Origin of the sequence: Paenibacillus sp. FSL L8-0158 (assembly GCF_038592965.1) — a bacterium.
Classification (GTDB): Bacteria; Bacillota; Bacilli; order Paenibacillales; family Paenibacillaceae; genus Paenibacillus; species Paenibacillus polymyxa_D.
In genome coordinates, this window is sequence record NZ_CP151949.1 from 5380966 (window position 1) to 5397119 (window position 16154).

Annotated in this window: 17 protein-coding genes; 10 read left to right on the plus strand and 7 right to left on the minus strand. The window is 47.3% G+C overall.

Features of this window, described 5'->3' with window-relative positions; all coding sequences use genetic code 11:
- Nucleotides 1-36: 36 nt before the first annotated feature.
- The 3 genes from NSQ68_RS23795 to NSQ68_RS23805 all read right to left on the minus strand — a co-directional run bounded on the left by NSQ68_RS23795 (nucleotide 37) and on the right by NSQ68_RS23805 (nucleotide 3777).
- Complete coding sequence (locus NSQ68_RS23795; protein WP_342427361.1) at nucleotides 37-1050, minus strand: LCP family protein; 1014 nt, start codon at nucleotides 1048-1050, stop codon at nucleotides 37-39.
- A 91-nt stretch (nucleotides 1051-1141) separates the two neighbouring features.
- Nucleotides 1142-2044 carry a cation diffusion facilitator family transporter gene (locus NSQ68_RS23800; protein ID WP_013312377.1) on the minus strand — a complete coding sequence of 301 codons (903 nt, stop codon included), beginning with the start codon at nucleotides 2042-2044 and terminating at the stop codon, nucleotides 1142-1144.
- A 158-nt stretch (nucleotides 2045-2202) separates the two neighbouring features.
- Nucleotides 2203-3777 carry a DEAD/DEAH box helicase gene (locus NSQ68_RS23805; protein ID WP_342427362.1) on the minus strand — a complete coding sequence of 525 codons (1575 nt, stop codon included), beginning with the start codon at nucleotides 3775-3777 and terminating at the stop codon, nucleotides 2203-2205.
- A gap of 372 nt (nucleotides 3778-4149) precedes the next feature.
- On the opposite strand from NSQ68_RS23805, the gene NSQ68_RS23810 reads away from it, so the two are divergent.
- The 7 genes from NSQ68_RS23810 to NSQ68_RS23840 all read left to right on the plus strand — a co-directional run bounded on the left by NSQ68_RS23810 (nucleotide 4150) and on the right by NSQ68_RS23840 (nucleotide 7928).
- Entirely contained in the window at nucleotides 4150-4434 is a 285-nt protein-coding gene (locus NSQ68_RS23810) for a hypothetical protein (protein WP_342427363.1), read from the plus strand.
- A gap of 39 nt (nucleotides 4435-4473) precedes the next feature.
- Nucleotides 4474-5118, plus strand: coding sequence for an immunity 50 family protein (locus tag NSQ68_RS23815; RefSeq protein WP_342427364.1), 645 nt, complete (start codon nucleotides 4474-4476; stop codon nucleotides 5116-5118).
- Entirely contained in the window at nucleotides 5111-5518 is a 408-nt protein-coding gene (locus NSQ68_RS23820; RefSeq protein WP_342427365.1) for a hypothetical protein, read from the plus strand. The genes NSQ68_RS23815 and NSQ68_RS23820 overlap by 8 nt, the downstream gene beginning before the upstream one ends.
- Before the next feature lie 179 nt (nucleotides 5519-5697).
- On the plus strand, nucleotides 5698-6327 hold the full coding sequence (locus tag NSQ68_RS23825) for a hypothetical protein (RefSeq protein WP_342427366.1): 630 nt from the start codon (nucleotides 5698-5700) through the stop codon (nucleotides 6325-6327).
- 83 nt (nucleotides 6328-6410) lie between these two features.
- A complete protein-coding gene (locus NSQ68_RS23830; protein WP_342429154.1) occupies nucleotides 6411-6938 on the plus strand; it encodes an SMI1/KNR4 family protein in 528 nt (175 codons plus the stop codon).
- Complete coding sequence (locus tag NSQ68_RS23835) at nucleotides 6922-7482, plus strand: hypothetical protein (protein ID WP_342427367.1); 561 nt, start codon at nucleotides 6922-6924, stop codon at nucleotides 7480-7482. The genes NSQ68_RS23830 and NSQ68_RS23835 overlap by 17 nt, the downstream gene beginning before the upstream one ends.
- A gap of 2 nt (nucleotides 7483-7484) precedes the next feature.
- Complete coding sequence (locus tag NSQ68_RS23840; protein ID WP_342427368.1) at nucleotides 7485-7928, plus strand: immunity 26/phosphotriesterase HocA family protein; 444 nt, start codon at nucleotides 7485-7487, stop codon at nucleotides 7926-7928.
- 63 nt (nucleotides 7929-7991) lie between these two features.
- Here the strand turns inward: NSQ68_RS23840 and NSQ68_RS23845 are convergent, their stop codons facing one another.
- Nucleotides 7992-8531, minus strand: coding sequence for an SMI1/KNR4 family protein (locus NSQ68_RS23845; RefSeq protein WP_342427369.1), 540 nt, complete (start codon nucleotides 8529-8531; stop codon nucleotides 7992-7994).
- A 428-nt stretch (nucleotides 8532-8959) separates the two neighbouring features.
- Between NSQ68_RS23845 and NSQ68_RS23850 the strand changes: the two genes are divergently transcribed.
- The gene (locus NSQ68_RS23850) at nucleotides 8960-9619 is read left to right on the plus strand and encodes a hypothetical protein (RefSeq protein ID WP_342427370.1); all 660 of its coding nucleotides are present in this window, start codon (nucleotides 8960-8962) and stop codon (nucleotides 9617-9619) included.
- 76 nt (nucleotides 9620-9695) lie between these two features.
- Here the strand turns inward: NSQ68_RS23850 and NSQ68_RS23855 are convergent, their stop codons facing one another.
- On the minus strand, nucleotides 9696-11330 hold the full coding sequence (locus tag NSQ68_RS23855) for a DUF6138 family protein (RefSeq protein ID WP_342427371.1): 1635 nt from the start codon (nucleotides 11328-11330) through the stop codon (nucleotides 9696-9698).
- Between the two features lie 156 nt (nucleotides 11331-11486).
- Here NSQ68_RS23855 and NSQ68_RS23860 point away from each other — a divergent pair, with 156 nt between their 5' ends.
- Entirely contained in the window at nucleotides 11487-12263 is a 777-nt protein-coding gene (locus NSQ68_RS23860; protein WP_342427372.1) for an SMI1/KNR4 family protein, read from the plus strand.
- A gap of 17 nt (nucleotides 12264-12280) precedes the next feature.
- On the plus strand, nucleotides 12281-13702 hold the full coding sequence (locus NSQ68_RS23865) for an SMI1/KNR4 family protein (protein ID WP_342427373.1): 1422 nt from the start codon (nucleotides 12281-12283) through the stop codon (nucleotides 13700-13702).
- A 68-nt stretch (nucleotides 13703-13770) separates the two neighbouring features.
- Here the strand turns inward: NSQ68_RS23865 and NSQ68_RS23870 are convergent, their stop codons facing one another.
- Nucleotides 13771-14385 carry a TetR/AcrR family transcriptional regulator gene (locus tag NSQ68_RS23870; RefSeq protein ID WP_342427374.1) on the minus strand — a complete coding sequence of 205 codons (615 nt, stop codon included), beginning with the start codon at nucleotides 14383-14385 and terminating at the stop codon, nucleotides 13771-13773.
- A 25-nt stretch (nucleotides 14386-14410) separates the two neighbouring features.
- Entirely contained in the window at nucleotides 14411-15895 is a 1485-nt protein-coding gene (locus NSQ68_RS23875; protein ID WP_342427375.1) for an NAD(P)/FAD-dependent oxidoreductase, read from the minus strand.
- Between the last annotated feature and the right edge of the window lie 259 nt (nucleotides 15896-16154).

The window sequence follows — 16154 nt, forward strand, 5'->3', positions numbered from 1 at the left end:
GTACGTCATCGTACGAACTTCGCTTGCTTTGAATTGTTATGGAGTATCATTTGTCGTGGTTGCAGCATCCACCGTCTTGGTCACAGGTTTGTTTCCCTGTTCAAAAAGATTCTGTATGAAGCGCTTGAGCTTTCTTTCGTCCACACCCAACACTTGCGCACCCTTAATGGTTTCCCCGCGCACCAATTCATTCGGCGGGATTTGCTGCTTCGCTACTGTTGTTGCATCAATGTTAAAGCCCAATGAAGCCAATTGCAGCATTTCCGTAGTACTCAGATTCGTTTCAATATAAGGAGAAATACTATTTAAAATACTCGGTAGTTTAATTAAAGATGAGGTTGACTGAATTTTACCGCCAAGCTCGGTAATGAATTTGCGCTGCCGCTCCGTACGCGTAAAATCGGAAGTCGCATCATGACGGAAGCGTACATATTGCAAGGCTGTTTTACCGTCCATGTGCTGCATTCCCTTTTTCAAATCAATATCAAACTGGTGTTTATCTGCCTTGGAGGTATAATGCATATCTTTTTCGACATCCAGGTCAATACCACCCACAGAATCAACCAACGCAATAAAGCCATTGAAATCAGTGTATACATAATATTGAATCGGTATGCCCAGCAGGTCGCTCACGGTCTGTCTGGTCAAATCCGGTCCACCGTAGGAAAAAGCAGCATTCAATCGACTTTGCCCATGACCTGGGATATTGACGTAGGTATCACGAAGAATCGACATCAGTGTAGCCTTTTTCGTAACCGGATCAATAGAGGCAACCATAACGGAGTCAGATCGCCCTGAATCCTCTCCACGGGAGTCGCCGCCTAGCAGCAGAATATTCACTCTTTCTGTCCCATCCCATTCCGGTGGGAGCGATACCTCTACAGGTTGTACATTGGTTTGAGTTTGTGCCTGCGGTTTGAATTTCGAATCCTGTCCGGAAGCAACCGAAATTTGATTCGTAAAATGATATATAGAATACGTATAATATCCGCCCACTAAAAGAACCGCCGCAGTCACAGAAATGCCTAACCATTTTAAAAATTTTCGCATATTTTCGGGTAACCTCGCTTTTATTCATCATCGTTCGGCTTTTAAAAGCATACCCTTCCTGCAAGTTATCTGTCAATTCGCGCCATCTGTTCTAGTGGTCGTCCGCATACCATGGATTCAAATGGACAAGCACCTCATAAACCCGCGGTTCCCGCTTCATGACAGCCCCCTTAATCAGTCGAATAATATCGTGTCCCTGCTGAATCGTCAAAGAGGCATCTACTGAAGCGCGGATATCCACGATAATATAATGGCCGTGCTCACGGGCACGGATACGGTCAATACGTTGAACCTCGGCTACACTCAGTGCGGCTGCGGCGTAGCTCTCAATTTCCTCCGTTGCAATCGCCTTTTCCATAAGCACATCTATGGATTCACGGCCCATTTCCCACGCCAATTTCAGAACTAGCAATGCCACTACGAATCCGGCAATAGGGTCGCCGTAAGATAAGATTGAAATGCTCCAGTGCTCCCCAATCAGCCCCAAGCCGATACCCAGTACAGCAGCCCCAGAGGCGTACACATCAGCGAGATGATCTTTTGCCGTTGCAATAAGCCCCTGACTATTGGCCGCTCTCCCGATACGAATCGTGTAGATATACAGCCACTGTTTCCAGAGCAAGGAAATAATGGCGGCCACCAATGCCAGTATATGCTCCTGTGGCATCGGTTCGAACAGTGCTGCAATCGAATGATAGCCGATAAATATGCCCGCTCCAAACAATATGACCGCCACCACGCTTGCACCGATCACTTCTGCCTTGCCGTGCCCATAAGGATGGTCCTCATCCGGCGGCTGGCTGGATATGCGCATCGCCCCCAGTGCGGTTGCAGAGGCAATCACGTCCCCGGCATTATGCACACCATCGGCTACCAGCACCTTGCTGTTGAACATAAGTCCTGTAATAATCTTAATGCCGGTTAATAGGATGTTGCTAATCAGGCTGATCCATGCTGAGACCATGGCGCGCTTGCCCATATCCTGTTCCTGCATGATGTATAACCCCTCCAAATTTATCTTTTTGAAATTATCTTATGGCGCTGCTCTCTCAGCGGTATGGATAAAGATTACAATAGTCCCGGAAGATGAGCCTCCCCGGGGCTATTATGATAACCATAGTGGAGCATTCTATGAGAATGCTCCTGTTTTATCTATCTGGACCGTCCGCGACGGCCTCCTTGTCCTTGACCACCACGCGGGCCGCCTTTGGCTTGTCCACCGCGGCCACCTTGGCCTCCGCGCGCAGAACCACTGCTGCTGCGGTCATATCCGCCGCGCTCGCTGCTTTGTCCTGCCGAGCGACCCTGGCCTCCGCGTGCGGAACCGCCGCTGCTGCGGTCATATCCACCGCGCTCGCTGCTTTGCCCTGCCGAGCGACCTTGGCCTCCGCGTGCGGAACCGCCGCTACTGCGGTCATATCCGCTACGCTCGCTACTGCCGCGGCTAGAGCGACGTTCGCCGCTTGCACTGTCACGACGGCCCGCCTGTTCGCGACCGCTGCCCCGGCGTCCACCGCCGGAGTCGTTGCCGCCGTAGGAACGGCGGTCGTTTCTGCCCGAGCGGCGTTCTCGACCCTGCCGATCAGCCGTATCGGAAGCAGGTCTACGCTGTCCGCCGCCCTCACTGCTGGTGAATGTGACACCAGCAACTTTCTGGATGTTCCGAAGCTCTGGAATATCCCTTGGCGTAGCGAGCGTCACCGCCACGCCTTTGCCTCCGGCACGGCCGGTACGCCCGATGCGGTGGATGTAGCTTTCGGCATCCTGCGGCATGTCGTAGTTAAAGACATGCGTGACGCCTTCTACATCCAGGCCGCGCGCAGCTACGTCAGTCGCTACGAGCAATTGGAGTTTCGCTTCACGGAACGCCTTCATCACTTGCTCCCGCTTGTTCTGGGACAAATCCCCGTGAAGCTCACCGCTCTCAAAGCCCATCTCTTGCAGCTCTTCGTTCAGTTTGGCAGCCCGGCGCTTCGTACGGCAGAAAATAACAGCCAAGTACGGACGATCCGTATTGAGCATATCCACCAATGCCTGTTGCTTACCACGGTCTGTTGTTTGCACAACAACCTGACGGATTTGGCTCACCGGAACGGAAGAAGCGGATTTCACTTTGACATCTACAGGTTCGTTCATATATACACGAGCCAGCTTTCGAATACCGGCTGGCATCGTAGCGGAGAACAGCATCGTCTGTCTCCGGTAAGGAACTTCCTGAAGAATCGTCTCCACATCGTTCAAAAAGCCCATGTGTAACATTTGGTCGGCTTCGTCCAGGACCAGCATTTTAATGCCACCCAGATCCAGCGTGCCACGTCTCAGGTGATCCAGCAGTCGCCCAGGTGTACCAATAATCAGTTGTGCACCGCCTTTTAGTTTACGAAGCTGACGCTCCACGTCCTGTCCTCCGTAAACAGCTAGCAGAGATAAACTCGGCTCCGCAGCAGCCAAACATTTTGCTTCCTCTGTAATCTGGAGCGCCAATTCACGCGTAGGTGCAATCACGAGCGCCTGCGGGTGCCGTTTGTCCAAATTCAGCTTTTGTAGAATCGGCAGTAAAAACGCAAGCGTCTTCCCCGTTCCCGTATGTGCCTCGGCAATCACATCCTGACCTTCCATCAACAGTGGAATCGACTCCTGCTGTACAGGAGTTGGAGATGAAATTCCCTGTTCTTTCAAGGCTTCTACCCAATGCTGCTCTACGCCTAATGCTGCAAAATTCTTCAAGTGGTATTCACTTCCCTTATCTGTATTGAATATGTGTCACGTAAAATAGGTTCATGTGCCATATGACATCTATCGTTCCATAGTTCAGAATTCCCATTTTTGTATCGGTTCTCATTCTACCCTTTTCAGGAAGGGAGCATATCCGTTATCGTTGAATCTGTTCATGTAACTCAACATACGGCCGCAAGGCGGCTCAGGCCGTTCCATATATGACTTTCCTAGTATACGCGAAGTTGAACTGGTTTCCAAACGATTTTAATGAACAGGACCACAGTCCATATAAAAGGTGAATTCGATCTTCATGTCATATATTATGGTATAAGAATTGGTAAGTCATATACCAAAGGGACAACGCCGGAAATATACATTCTTTTGTCCAATGACCCTATGGGTCAATCTCCCAACAATTGCGGGATGCTTGTTTCGATCCGTCAGGACGTTTATGAACGTATTGACCGAACAAGCGTGGAAGACGTTATGCTGCAGCTCAGCCAGTTAATAAAGGCAAACAAACTGTTACATAGCTCGCGCAACTTTTATGCTGGCAGTAAAGCACGCGCCATTATGGATATTCTTCCGTTTATGCTCGAACAGGATACCCCGGATATGAAGTATGTTTTTCAATCGTGGACTCCGTACCCTTTACGTCACACTTAAACAATCCGTCACCCCATTAACCCTAGGAGGCTGCAATTTATGCAAATTCAAGTTCACAACGTTGAAAAAAAAGAAAACGAATATCTCATTCATTATCAAGCTGGGGGAGCATTGCCGTTCGTTCCGCATGATATTGTTCTGATCCATGGCAAACAGTATTTTATAGGCACGATTTTGAAAGTAGAGCCAGAACAGGCCCTTATCCGTATCAATCCAGAATATGAAGACCAATTGGCAGGGTCCATCGGACTGGAACTGGCCTTCTCTCCAACCGTTTCTATTCAAGGCGCGGACAGCATTGTCGAGAAGCTCGGCTATTTCCCTCCCTTTCATTATGACCGAATTACGGCTGCTAATATGACGAAAGACCAGATTACGCTGACGATTGAGCTATCTTACGCTAGCGTGCTTGTCCCTAAATCACCGGATCTGGAGCCTTCGGCTGAGGCACCTGTGATCCCTGAAGCTCCAGCAAAAGACGTTCCACGCTATGCAGTGACTTTTACATTTTTGGAAACCAAAGAGCATGTATTAACTCCTGTAGAAACAGAAAACATCATCTTGCAGCTTGATTTCCGCTATGAAGAAGCAGACATGGTCGTTGATATTGATGCCTTGTCGGGACTGTCCGGTAGCTTTCTATGCAGAGGTATCCAGGCAGAAATTAAGGAACTGAATGAATAAACAGGAGGCTCGCGAGCTGTTACGCTGTCATTCTCTTATTCATGAAGATCTGGAGCATCCCAAAATGCAAGGCGGATTTTTAGGAATGCTCCGTCCCTTCCAAGGCGAACTGATCGAGGACAACTTTCATGAGCTGATGACCATCATTGAAGTTCTGGCAGATGAGTTGGAGAAACCATCCGTAGAACGGGAGCTGATTGCCGCTCTGTGGGGGATTTGCCAATATACACGGGCGTGGGCATTGTATCCTGATAGTATGCTGCAGCGTAACAACCTGCTGACCATAGAGCAGATCAACACCCTTGACGATTGGATTGATACGATCTCCTATGCGGTTATGGTACTGCTGGAGGGTGGCGGACCGGAAGAAGCTTTATCGAACTACAGACATGAGAGTTGATCCGCAGTGATACATATATCTTAGTCAAGGGGGCCGCTTTTGCACTGCTTCGCGCACATAAAAACATGCCCTTCGCACAACATGCGCTGGAGCAATTATTGCAACATGAGGCAATTCGGCGCATCTGCCCAACATGAGCTGTCCACATAATCGACAACCAAAGGAGAATCACTCTACTTATGCGTGTAAGAATATTTATATTCATATTGATTATCGGAATCATATGTGTGCCTGCGTATTTTATTATGAGCAGCTTTGGATTATTTCAAAATGAAAAGGTGCTTGTACATTACAAGCTTGCCATTGAGGTGAAGGATAAAAAGTATGACGCCTGGCCTTTAATCAGTAGCTATACGGCTATAGATAAAAAAGGGGACGATCGTCAGCTCTACTACCAGGCGGAGGGCTCAGGTATAGAGTATCTGTTTCAACTAGCCTATGGACAATATGAACTCCGACCCTCCAAGGAAAATCCTTTTCTGGACGGAGGAGTCCACTACACCATGGATCATCCCGAGTATGTGCGTGAGGAAAAGCAGTATGAGAATGCTAACGACTACACGAGATTAACCCATTATTACAATCAACAGGAACAGATGATTTATACCTATAATCCTGAGGCCAAGCTCGATAAAACATACGTCCGTTCCATCATTACCGCTGGGATGACTCGCACAACCGGTAGTTCAAGCCGTGCGGTAAAGGATGACTATATCAATATCAGCAAGCTGTTTAAGGATAAGCTGGGAGTAAATGTGAAGGTCGAAGTGAATGAGAACAACAAAATCGTCACCCTATCCATGACATGATCTCACAAACGATGTACCGCTGCGTCGTCTCATTTCCAAAAAAGAGATCTATGGTTTACTAGGATCAAGGAGGCTGGTTGTTGATGTCATTCGCAATTGAATCAGGGCTTTTGCCTGCCCAGATCGCAGCATTGGAGGAACAGATACAGCGTATATTGCCCGCTGGCTATAAACGTTTTCTTTCGCAATATAACGGATTTTATGTAGCCGCCCCTTTTTATTGCAATGTGCCCTTCGATCGAGTGGATAACGGAGACATTGATTTGACTTGTTTTTTCGGATATGAGGTTTCCAACAAAAATCATGACCTTCTAGCGATTAATGATGAATTTCTGGATGAAATCAATCATGTCGAGAGCGCTTTGTTGATTGGTGCAGATGCGGGCGACAATTTTTACGTTCTGATATGTAATGAATACACCCCGTATGTGTACTACTGGGACCGCACACATCTTCATGCTTATGATGACAAACTAAACTATGATATCGCAGAGCAGAACGAATGTGGACATTTGTATCTGGTGGCAACAGACTTTACAACGTTTTTTAATCAGGTAATTGAACTACTCTACGAGAAGAAAGGAAGGCCTACTGATGACAGAAATACATAATGCTAAGCAGGGACCGGCTTATTTGGAGGGTTGGGTTGTACCCGAAAACCCGGAGGCGTGGGTCGAGCAGGAGTGGACAGGTACGCTTCGTTCACAGGCAGAACATACGAAATTCCACATTTTTTATTATGGAGAGTTCATGGATGAGCTGATCGCTGCGACTGAATTTGCCCCCCAGCTCATTATTGCAGAAGATGCAGTCACAGGGGAACAACTCGTGATTTTTGATGGAACCCGCCATGGTTACGATGCTCTGCTATGCGAAGTTTATACCAAGGAGCAGCAGAACAATCGCACTCCCCTGCTGCCCTATCTGGACGAAGATGGTGAAGATACTTTCGAGGTAAGCTTGACTGCCTTTTATAATGTGGATTGGGATGACGAGTTTGCAGACGATGTGGATGAAAATGGACAGCTAGAGCTGATCAATGGCGAACGATGCGATTTTGAAGAGGCCAAGCGGAACGGCTATGATGCGATCAGCATTACGATTACCAGTGCTAAAGGTCTAAAAACAGAGATCATTCAGGAAGAGCTGGCCTGACGATGGTGTTCAAGAGAATCAAGCATCGGGAAGGCGATATTTTTGTTATCCCCCTGCATGACGGCCGATTTGCGATATGTCAGGTGATTTGCGCACTGTATGGTAGATTCAAAAAAGCGTTCTCCTTCGGGGTTCTATCCATAGGTCAGAATCAAGCGTACAAGGGTGAAACGACATATCTTCCGTTCACAAATTACCGCGGCCGATTTGAAGTTATATTCACCGCCACCCAAAATCTGACGAAGGGAGCATGGCCTATTATCGATCAGCGCCCTCTATCCGAGGAACATCAGCAGCTAAAATATTTTAATTGTGCGGGCCATCTGTATTGTGGTGATGAATATATACGTAATCTGGAACTGGAAGAATATAATCAATATACGGTAATGGGCGTGGCTGGATATGAGTTGGTACAGCGATATTTAGCCCAATATGAAGACCACTAGCAGATGAATAGCAACGCAAATAACCACCTTGAAGTTTGAATGCCGAGGTGGTTATTTGACCTATTAAAAGGGCTCGAACGTATAAGGGAATGGTGTACGCTCTGTCCCCAATACCGACTTCACGCGCTCTTCATCCACCAACGCTTCGACGAGGCTATACAAATCCGAGGCTACATACCGAAAATGGCCCCATGTGCGTAGATTCAAAACATAGATTGGGAATTCTCCCCATTCATCAGGCGATTGAATATCCCAGATCAGCAAGTCATCCTCTCCACTGGAAGCGAAAGGAACGGCATGCTCCAAAAGCTCCGGAAAACCATCTGGCTCCAGCGCTGCTTCTTGTAAAACCTCCTCTGATTCCAGTACATCATCAAACCAGGCCCGCCAGTTATGATAACGATGCAGCCATGAATCCGGGTGATTGCCAAGAGGAATATGAATGTTCCATAAGCCACATAGTCGCCCGTAACCAAGAGTTTTGACATAATCTATATAAGAAGGCGGAAAGCCCATACTATTTTCAAAACGATGCTCTATTAGAAAAGCCTCATCATAATAAGCCTGAAACTGCGGACGTTGCAGCCCTGTAAAAATGCTCATGTTCACCGTCTCCTTTTGCACGTCCTATTCACCTTTTCACCCTTCGGCGCATTGAAAAGGCCATTTTCAAGTGTTAAAATGGGAATAAGATGTATATTCTAAAAAAGAGTGAAGATGCGTCAACATCCTCACTCTTTGGAAACTGCCGCTTTTAAGGGCGGTAGCCGTGTCAAAGGATGATCATTGAAATAGACCGCTTGCCTTTGTCGAGGGCGGTCTATTTCTTTTTATGGAAGGAAAGAATTAGGATCACCAACGTTGCGAATTGAATCATCAACATTAGGGTGTCTTTAACCTCCACAATCCTCACCTCCTTTACAGGAGACTAGCCGACCGCCCATCTAAGCCGTTCTGTTGTTGAGGAATATTATAACATACGAATCATAAAATGTACGTTTTTACGCTCTTTCCGAAAAGGAGGAACGAATATGGAGCAAAAACGCTTCAAAGATGAATATGGATACAAATATGACTTTAGCGCCGTGATTAGGAGAGGAGAACAGGTAGCTGTTCACTGCCCCCGTTGTCAGGGCCAAGCTTTTATTTCCATATCCAAAAAAGACTGTTATTACGTTGTTCGATGCTCTCATTGTTACTACACGTATCAGCAGCCAGAATCGTATACATTCTATGCACGCGGCGTATGCAACCATTGCGAGCGGTATTTTAATATCGTAATCCATGATGACCTAACGAAACTCCATAAAAATACGAATATAAACTGTCCGCACTGTGAGACACGCAATCAGGTTCCGGTGCATCGTGTTCAATCACGCGAATGGCATACGGACGTGATCCAAAACGGAAAAGACCCTATTTTCCAGCTCCAGCTGTACTTCCTTGATTACTATCGGGGTAAACCTGTCTGGGCGCTTAACCGGATACACCTGAATTACCTGCTCTCCTATATCTCTGCCGAGTTGCGGGAAAAGCCTACATCCGGTATGATGCGTACGGCTTCCCATTCCATTCCCAAGTACATTAAGGATGCGAAAAATCGCCAGGCCATCTTAAAGATATTACAAAAGCTACAGCATAAGCCAGCGGCTAAGAGAGGAGCCTCCATACATGAGCATACAAACTTTTGACAGCCTTGAAGCACTGGTCCATGCCGTTGACCAAACAGAAATCAATGAATGGGTATTTGCCAATCTGAAACATCTTTTATGGAATAAGCGTTTCCAGTAACTCTTTTACCTCAGGGACAGCCTGCTTCAGGCTGTTTTTTAGTTTCTTCGCACCACCCCATATACGATAAACGAGCACCTCTTGTTCGTAGTCTTCCAGCTTCTCAAGCTCCTTCACCAATACCTGTGCCTGCTCTACGGTTTCGATTCCGGATGACTTCAGTGGTTTGGCAGACTCGTTGCTTGCCAGTAGAATCCTCGTCCAAACGGGGATCGTGTCAGGTGTTAGCCCATGCGCTTCGGCAAAAGTAGCCCCGTAACCGTCCTGTACGGACTGATGCTCACTGTCCACCAGCTTCATATAACGATTCACTAATGGGAAATAGTCCGTTCCTTTAAGGCCCAGTCCCATCACCGCATAGGTTCCCGGCATCGCCGACTTTTCACCTGGTTCTACATCGTTATACCACTTGAACTCTTCCATCACGACCTCAGCATATTCAGCCAGCAACGGATGCAGCGCAGGGTATTCAAGTGCATTGGCGAAGAAACGATGTAACGTAGATTTAGCCAACTTGGGTACAGGCAGGTAGTTTTTCACCTTGCTTTTGAACTTCATCCGATATTCCTTGGTAAAGCCTTTCTTTAAAATATCGCATAAATATACGAGTACTTCTCTATAGCTCTCTTCTTCCTCAGAACGAATCTGGACCTCCAGTGTTTGCAAAATATCATTCGCTTGGCAGGTGACTCGCTCGCTTGTATATAACGCCGGGATGCTTCCTGATCCGCTCTTAAGCCATTGGGCTGCCTGATCTGAACCCAACTGTGCAGCAATCTCCAAATACTTCTGCCGTGCATCGGCATTAGTCGAACCCAATCGCATCGCAGCGAACAGGAACATCTCCATGGCTGGAACGGGAATATCTGAAGGCAGAATATCGGGCTTCACTTTATAATCCAGCCCATAGCTTTCTTTTCGATCTGCATACTTGTCCAAAAATTCATCCTCAGCCCAATGTTCTAAGCCTCTGCTGAGCTGATACCTCCATGCTTCCTCACGCTTGCGGCTGACTTTCACTTTGGCATCCATTCGATTCAACAGCTCATTCATCCGCTGGGCGTCTACAGGGTACAAATGAGGATCAAGCAAGTGCCTTACTAAGAAAAAATCGTCCTCTTCCTTCGGCACAGCTTTACTGGAGGGGTTGAGCTTCTGCTCCACAAAATGTTGGATAGTGGCTAACAGTTGCTGCCGTTTATCTTCATTCAGGAGCGAGAATGTAAAATGACTGGCCTTATTCTCCAAGACCACTTCCAGATGAAATTCCAGCCGATAACGAAAGAACATGGAACTGAATTCTTCCGAATTAAATAGCGCCTCTATCTTTTCCCTGAACATAGGCATCCATTCGTCCTGCACCTGCTGCAATGTTACCCCATCTGTAAACCCAGAAATTTTCGTATCCGGTCTACGACGATCCCAATCAAACGGTTCGTGGGTATCCACCCATAGCCCATCCTTCTTACAGGTAACTTTTAAGTATTCATGAATCCCTTCGTGAAGGACACTTTTGGTCTGGAATTCGGCGATGCGCTTTTGCTCAGAAGCGTATGTCTGGTCAATCTCCTCAAAAATTGGATCGATGTAGGCTTGTACCCCTGATGTCATAAGATGTGTTCCTCCTTCGTCCCCTCACAAATTGTAGTTCCTACGGAATTAAGATAGACTAATTTATAACTATTTTATTTCCTGATTATAGCATATCTCTCATTTACACTTGGACTCCATCCTATAGATAGAGTGCCGGAAAGCAGGTGTATTCATATGTATTGGGTTTCCACACAACACATGCCGGTGGCTGCCGATGAACTGACAAGCTTTGAGCATACCTATGGCATAACTTTGCCAACTCCCTATGCTTCATTTCTCACCCGCTACGGGCCAGGCACCTATTGCGGCCTGCTGGTGATTGAACGACCTGATCCTCAACTTTTGCAAGCCTATGCGGATTACGAGCTATGGACGCATGATGATAACTGTCCGATCACCGTGCAGCAGCTGGGCGAGTGCGTGGTCATCGGCAGCTCCATAGATGGTGATTTTCTAGCGGTGCACCCTCAGGTCGAAGGCTTGCTGTGGCTACCGCGACATTCAGAGGTCATTACTACGAAGTCATTAGATGTTCAAACCCCATTTACAGATACACTGGAGCATATACTAAGGGATGAATTCGGAAGAATAGAGCCATTCCCCCGTTATTTTGAACCTGTCAGTCTGGATAGAGCAGCAACATTTCTACTATTTAATCCACCGGAGACGGCAGAAGCTTGCGGTTCAGCCCATCCGAACGATCAAGCCTTGCAAATAGCTCCAGCATCTATACAGGTATTGGCTCAGCGTTTTAAACAGCATTTTGGCACAAACCTATGGATCGAAAACGAGCATATCTGCATGGCTTTTCTTCAGACTCTAGGCGGATATGTGCGTTTTAACTATGCATATGGACGCGAAGTGGCAATCATTTATGAACCTACAGCGATAGCACTTCATGATGAAATTCTAGCATCCTTGCAAAAAGAGCATTGCCGGGTTGTAGAGTAAGAGGAGGACGAATACGAATGACAGTACATTTTGCACAAACCTTAGAAAAGCTGGGACAGATCGCCGACCGTCTGAGACAAGGTGGGATGTCTGACGTGGTATACCAATGGTCGAAGGGGATTTCTACTAGTGAACTAACTGAGCTGGAGGAACGGCTGCAGATACCTTTGCCTGCCTCCCTGTCTGAGTTGATACAGCGGTGTGGCAGCTTACATTTGCTATGGTGCCTCCCTCAACACTGTATTGTAGCCGATGAACCGGCTTGTTTATATGAAAGCAGTAATGGCCTTGAACAAGAACCGAATATCCTTGACGATATTACAGGAGAATTTGGCTGGAATCATGAGTATATAAGCTATTTTACATCCTATGGAGAAAACACCGACTCAGCAGCGGACGAACAACGATATCTAATTTTAAACTATAATGGTGCGGGTGATCCAATCCTGCTTGATATGGCGACATCCGCAACAGAGCCAGCGGTGTTCTGTTATGATCATGAGTTGGATCAGTTTACGCTACTCGCTGAAAATCTACCTGCCTATATAGAAACCATGCTCACCTTGCACGGGCTATGGCTGTGGGATTGGTCTAACGTGTCAGACGAGCATGGTATTCAGCTAAACAGTCCCCCACTACAACTGTGGCAACGCTGGTTGAACATGTTTTGCACGATGAAGCTGGAGAGTGCGCAGTCGTTGGAAACGCTGATCCATTACACCACCATGCATGGCGTAGATCATCCTGCTGTGTTGCAGGCTTTTCAAGCCTATGATCCAAAGGATATTTTTCTTGCCTGGGAGCAGCACTGGCAGAACATTCAACATAGCCAGCTTCCATTCTCTACATGGGCCGTTTGGGTAGGGGAGACCGCAGGGGTTGGGGCTGCTGATTGGGTCCGCTCCTTGTGGGAACCGGAAACCGCGCAAGTATGGACATCTTTAGCTCAAAACAATCCCCTACATGCTAAGGGTGCATTTGCGTCCACACGCGCCTATCTGAGCGCCCGCTGCCTACCCGAGCAGGAAGGCTTGGTATGTGTTTGCAATCACCTGCTACAGCATTCGGTCGCAGAAGACAAATTAGAAGGATACACCGCTAATGGGCAGCTACAGCATTTTCATTCACCGCAGGTCATTAACTGGATACGGGATAAGGTCAATCATCCGGTCGATGGCTGGGCAGTACTTTTCGCCTACTCCCGTCCTACAGCTGAGCAGGTGATTGAATGGCTATCCGGTAGTGAGCTTCATCAGAAAATTGCAACCGAGGCGCTGGATATTATGATTCATCGGGATCTTCTTCCCGCTATGGAAGCAGACGCTTGGGCTAATATCTCAGATCTGCTTCTTGCTTCTTTGCAGCTCGTTATGCTCAAAAAAGATAAACGTCGCATTGAAGCCGTGCTTAAGCAGCTTTCAGACTTGGAACTTTATTAATTTTTCGGAATGGTCGTATGCGGATTCGCATGTACAGTGATGCGAGGTAAAGAAAGTTAGCCGCTGCGTCAGCGGCTTAACCCCCTGAGGAAAGTATCTATAGTGAATGCGATCAATTCATCATTGGATTTTGCCATAGGAAGTTCAAAATTCAGGAGCAAAGAAGTCAAGCCGTGCAGCATACTCCATACAGAGCTGGCGAACAAGCGCTCATCTCCTTGCATGATGCAGCCTTCCTCCATAGCGGCTTTGAGCCCAGCTTCAAGCAGCTCAAAGCCTTTAAAACGCCCACTGTCTATAAGGCTGACCAAGCTTACAGATTCCAGGTTGCTGATAAACAGGATGTTGTAATATTCCGGGTTAGCCGTTCCAAAACGAACATACGCATCAGATACCGTTTTCAGTGTGTCCAGAGCGTTCAATCCCGCTGCCTGTGCTTCATCCACACGTTGCTGAAGAGCCTGCAGGAACAAGGTATTTCCTTCTACCAGCAGTTCACGGACCACGGCTTCCTTATTGGCAAAATAATGATAAATAGTTGTTGGTGAATATTCGATCTGATCCGCAATTTTGCGCATGGAGACTTCGGCATATCCTTGATTCAGGAAAAGCGACCGGGCGGCCTCAATGATTTTCCGGCGGATCTCACTGCTTTCACGTTCTCGGCGTTTGATATGTTTCATGAGTAGATGTACTTGCCCTTTCTGCCTACCCCAATTTGGCGGCGATACGATCAGCTTCCATTATACCCGAGTTCATAACCCCTTGAAACCCGCCCCCAGGCTGTGTCCAGGCCCCTACCAATGACAGACGATTCACAGCTGATTTGTGCTTCAGTCTTTTTATACCGGACTGCCGGACCGTTTGTGCGTAGCCATAAACGGCCCCGTCTGGATTAGCGGTATAACGCTGCATCGTGCGCGGTGTGCCCAATTCGGCCACCACTACCTTGCTGCGAAAACCCGGATACAGCTGTTCTAGACATCCCAGTATCTGCTGTGTCACGGCTTCTTTTTTGGCTTTATATTCGGGACGTGCGGCAGGCCAGTTCTCCAATCTGTCCAAAAATGTAATTGCAATGACACCCTTTCCCGGTTCATTAAGCTTAGGGTCCATGGCGTTATAATTCGTGAGCATCCAGTTGCCTTTGGTATACTGGCCGCTCATCATAACTTCATAATCTGTTTCCGAATCCGGCTCATTGCACAGGATTAAGTCTTCTTCGGTGATGCCAAGCTCATGAGGCTCACATGATAATCCCAGATATAGCTGGGTGAGAGACGTGCCGGTCTCCAGACTGCTGACAGCTTCCAGCTCACGACGGGCAGCATCATGGTTTTCCAGTAGGCGGCCATACGTATGATGGGGACTGATACCAGACACAATCCAGTTAGCTTTATATACATCGCCTTTTTTCAGACGGACTCCAACTGCTTTATTGCGTTCGAGTATAATCTCAGATACCTGGCTGCGCAGGTGAACTTCTCCTCCCGTTGACTTAATAGCGTCCACCAATGCATTGGATAAAGCCTGTGCGCCTCCCTCAATGTAATATGTCCCCTCCAAATGATAGCCGATCCAGGGAATAAAAAAATACAAGGCCGCAAGCCGCTTTGGAGGCAATCCATAATAGGCCCACAGCGCAGTGAAAAATTCCGTGAATCGGTCAGACAACCCGAATTGTCTTATAGCTTCCCAGGTCGTCATTTGCGTCCAACGGAAGAAGGTTCCTGCTTTGAGCAGGCCAGCCGCCTTGCGCCAGGAAGTGAGGGAAGAAAAAGCAGAGAAGCCTGTTTCAAAACGACGAATGCCCGCGAATAGACTATCAATGGCTTTCACCTCAGCAGGAAACATGTTTTTGAGGAGCTGCACATACTCCTGAACATCGGACGGAATATCAATGGTCTGCCCTTCCCAACGAATGGAGTAAGGGTGCTTTTTGCGGAGAGGAACAATTCGCTGATCCGCATTGCAGTTCTTTAACAGCCGACCGAAGCTGCCCTCCTCGAGTCCGCCGACACCGTGCAAGGAGACATCAAAGGTATATCCCTTTCTTGTAAATTCAGTTGCGAAACCGCCAGCCAAAGTATGGCTTTCAAAAACAGCTGTTCGGTAACCGAGCGCGGAAAGTCTCGCTGCACAGGACAAGCCACCCAATCCTGCACCGATGACAATAACATCGTATTGGTTCATGATTTCATCCCCTTTTGTTAACATTGTTATATAAGTTAACAGTGTTAAGTTAAGTAGATTATATACCACAATATTACCGTTGAAAAGCCCGGTATCTTGGTTGCCCGCTATAGATGAATACAATGAGTTCGGTCTATCTACTTCGAATTGCAAGCGGCTTTAAGGGTTTTTGTAGAATCCTCCGTTGCGGAAGTAAACCTTTTTTTATAAAAAACATCCAAAATTGTAGCGCTTTCACTTGTCAGATTTCAATGAAGGT

Coding starts and splice junctions, on each gene's coding strand:
- NSQ68_RS23815 (WP_342427364.1), top strand. CDS start 4,474: ATGCAAATTCAAGTTCACAACGTTGAAAAAAAAGAAAACGAATATCTC.
- NSQ68_RS23840 (WP_342427368.1), top strand. CDS start 7,485: ATGGTGTTCAAGAGAATCAAGCATCGGGAAGGCGATATTTTTGTTATC.
- NSQ68_RS23800 (WP_013312377.1), bottom strand. CDS start 2,044: ATGCAGGAACAGGATATGGGCAAGCGCGCCATGGTCTCAGCATGGATC.
- NSQ68_RS23860 (WP_342427372.1), top strand. CDS start 11,487: ATGTATTGGGTTTCCACACAACACATGCCGGTGGCTGCCGATGAACTG.
- NSQ68_RS23870 (WP_342427374.1), bottom strand. CDS start 14,385: ATGAAACATATCAAACGCCGAGAACGTGAAAGCAGTGAGATCCGCCGG.
- NSQ68_RS23835 (WP_342427367.1), top strand. CDS start 6,922: ATGACAGAAATACATAATGCTAAGCAGGGACCGGCTTATTTGGAGGGT.
- NSQ68_RS23865 (WP_342427373.1), top strand. CDS start 12,281: ATGACAGTACATTTTGCACAAACCTTAGAAAAGCTGGGACAGATCGCC.
- NSQ68_RS23825 (WP_342427366.1), top strand. CDS start 5,698: ATGCGTGTAAGAATATTTATATTCATATTGATTATCGGAATCATATGT.
- NSQ68_RS23820 (WP_342427365.1), top strand. CDS start 5,111: ATGAATAAACAGGAGGCTCGCGAGCTGTTACGCTGTCATTCTCTTATT.
- NSQ68_RS23845 (WP_342427369.1), bottom strand. CDS start 8,531: ATGAGCATTTTTACAGGGCTGCAACGTCCGCAGTTTCAGGCTTATTAT.
- NSQ68_RS23850 (WP_342427370.1), top strand. CDS start 8,960: ATGGAGCAAAAACGCTTCAAAGATGAATATGGATACAAATATGACTTT.
- NSQ68_RS23875 (WP_342427375.1), bottom strand. CDS start 15,895: ATGAACCAATACGATGTTATTGTCATCGGTGCAGGATTGGGTGGCTTG.
- NSQ68_RS23795 (WP_342427361.1), bottom strand. CDS start 1,050: ATGCGAAAATTTTTAAAATGGTTAGGCATTTCTGTGACTGCGGCGGTT.
- NSQ68_RS23855 (WP_342427371.1), bottom strand. CDS start 11,330: ATGACATCAGGGGTACAAGCCTACATCGATCCAATTTTTGAGGAGATT.
- NSQ68_RS23830 (WP_342429154.1), top strand. CDS start 6,411: ATGTCATTCGCAATTGAATCAGGGCTTTTGCCTGCCCAGATCGCAGCA.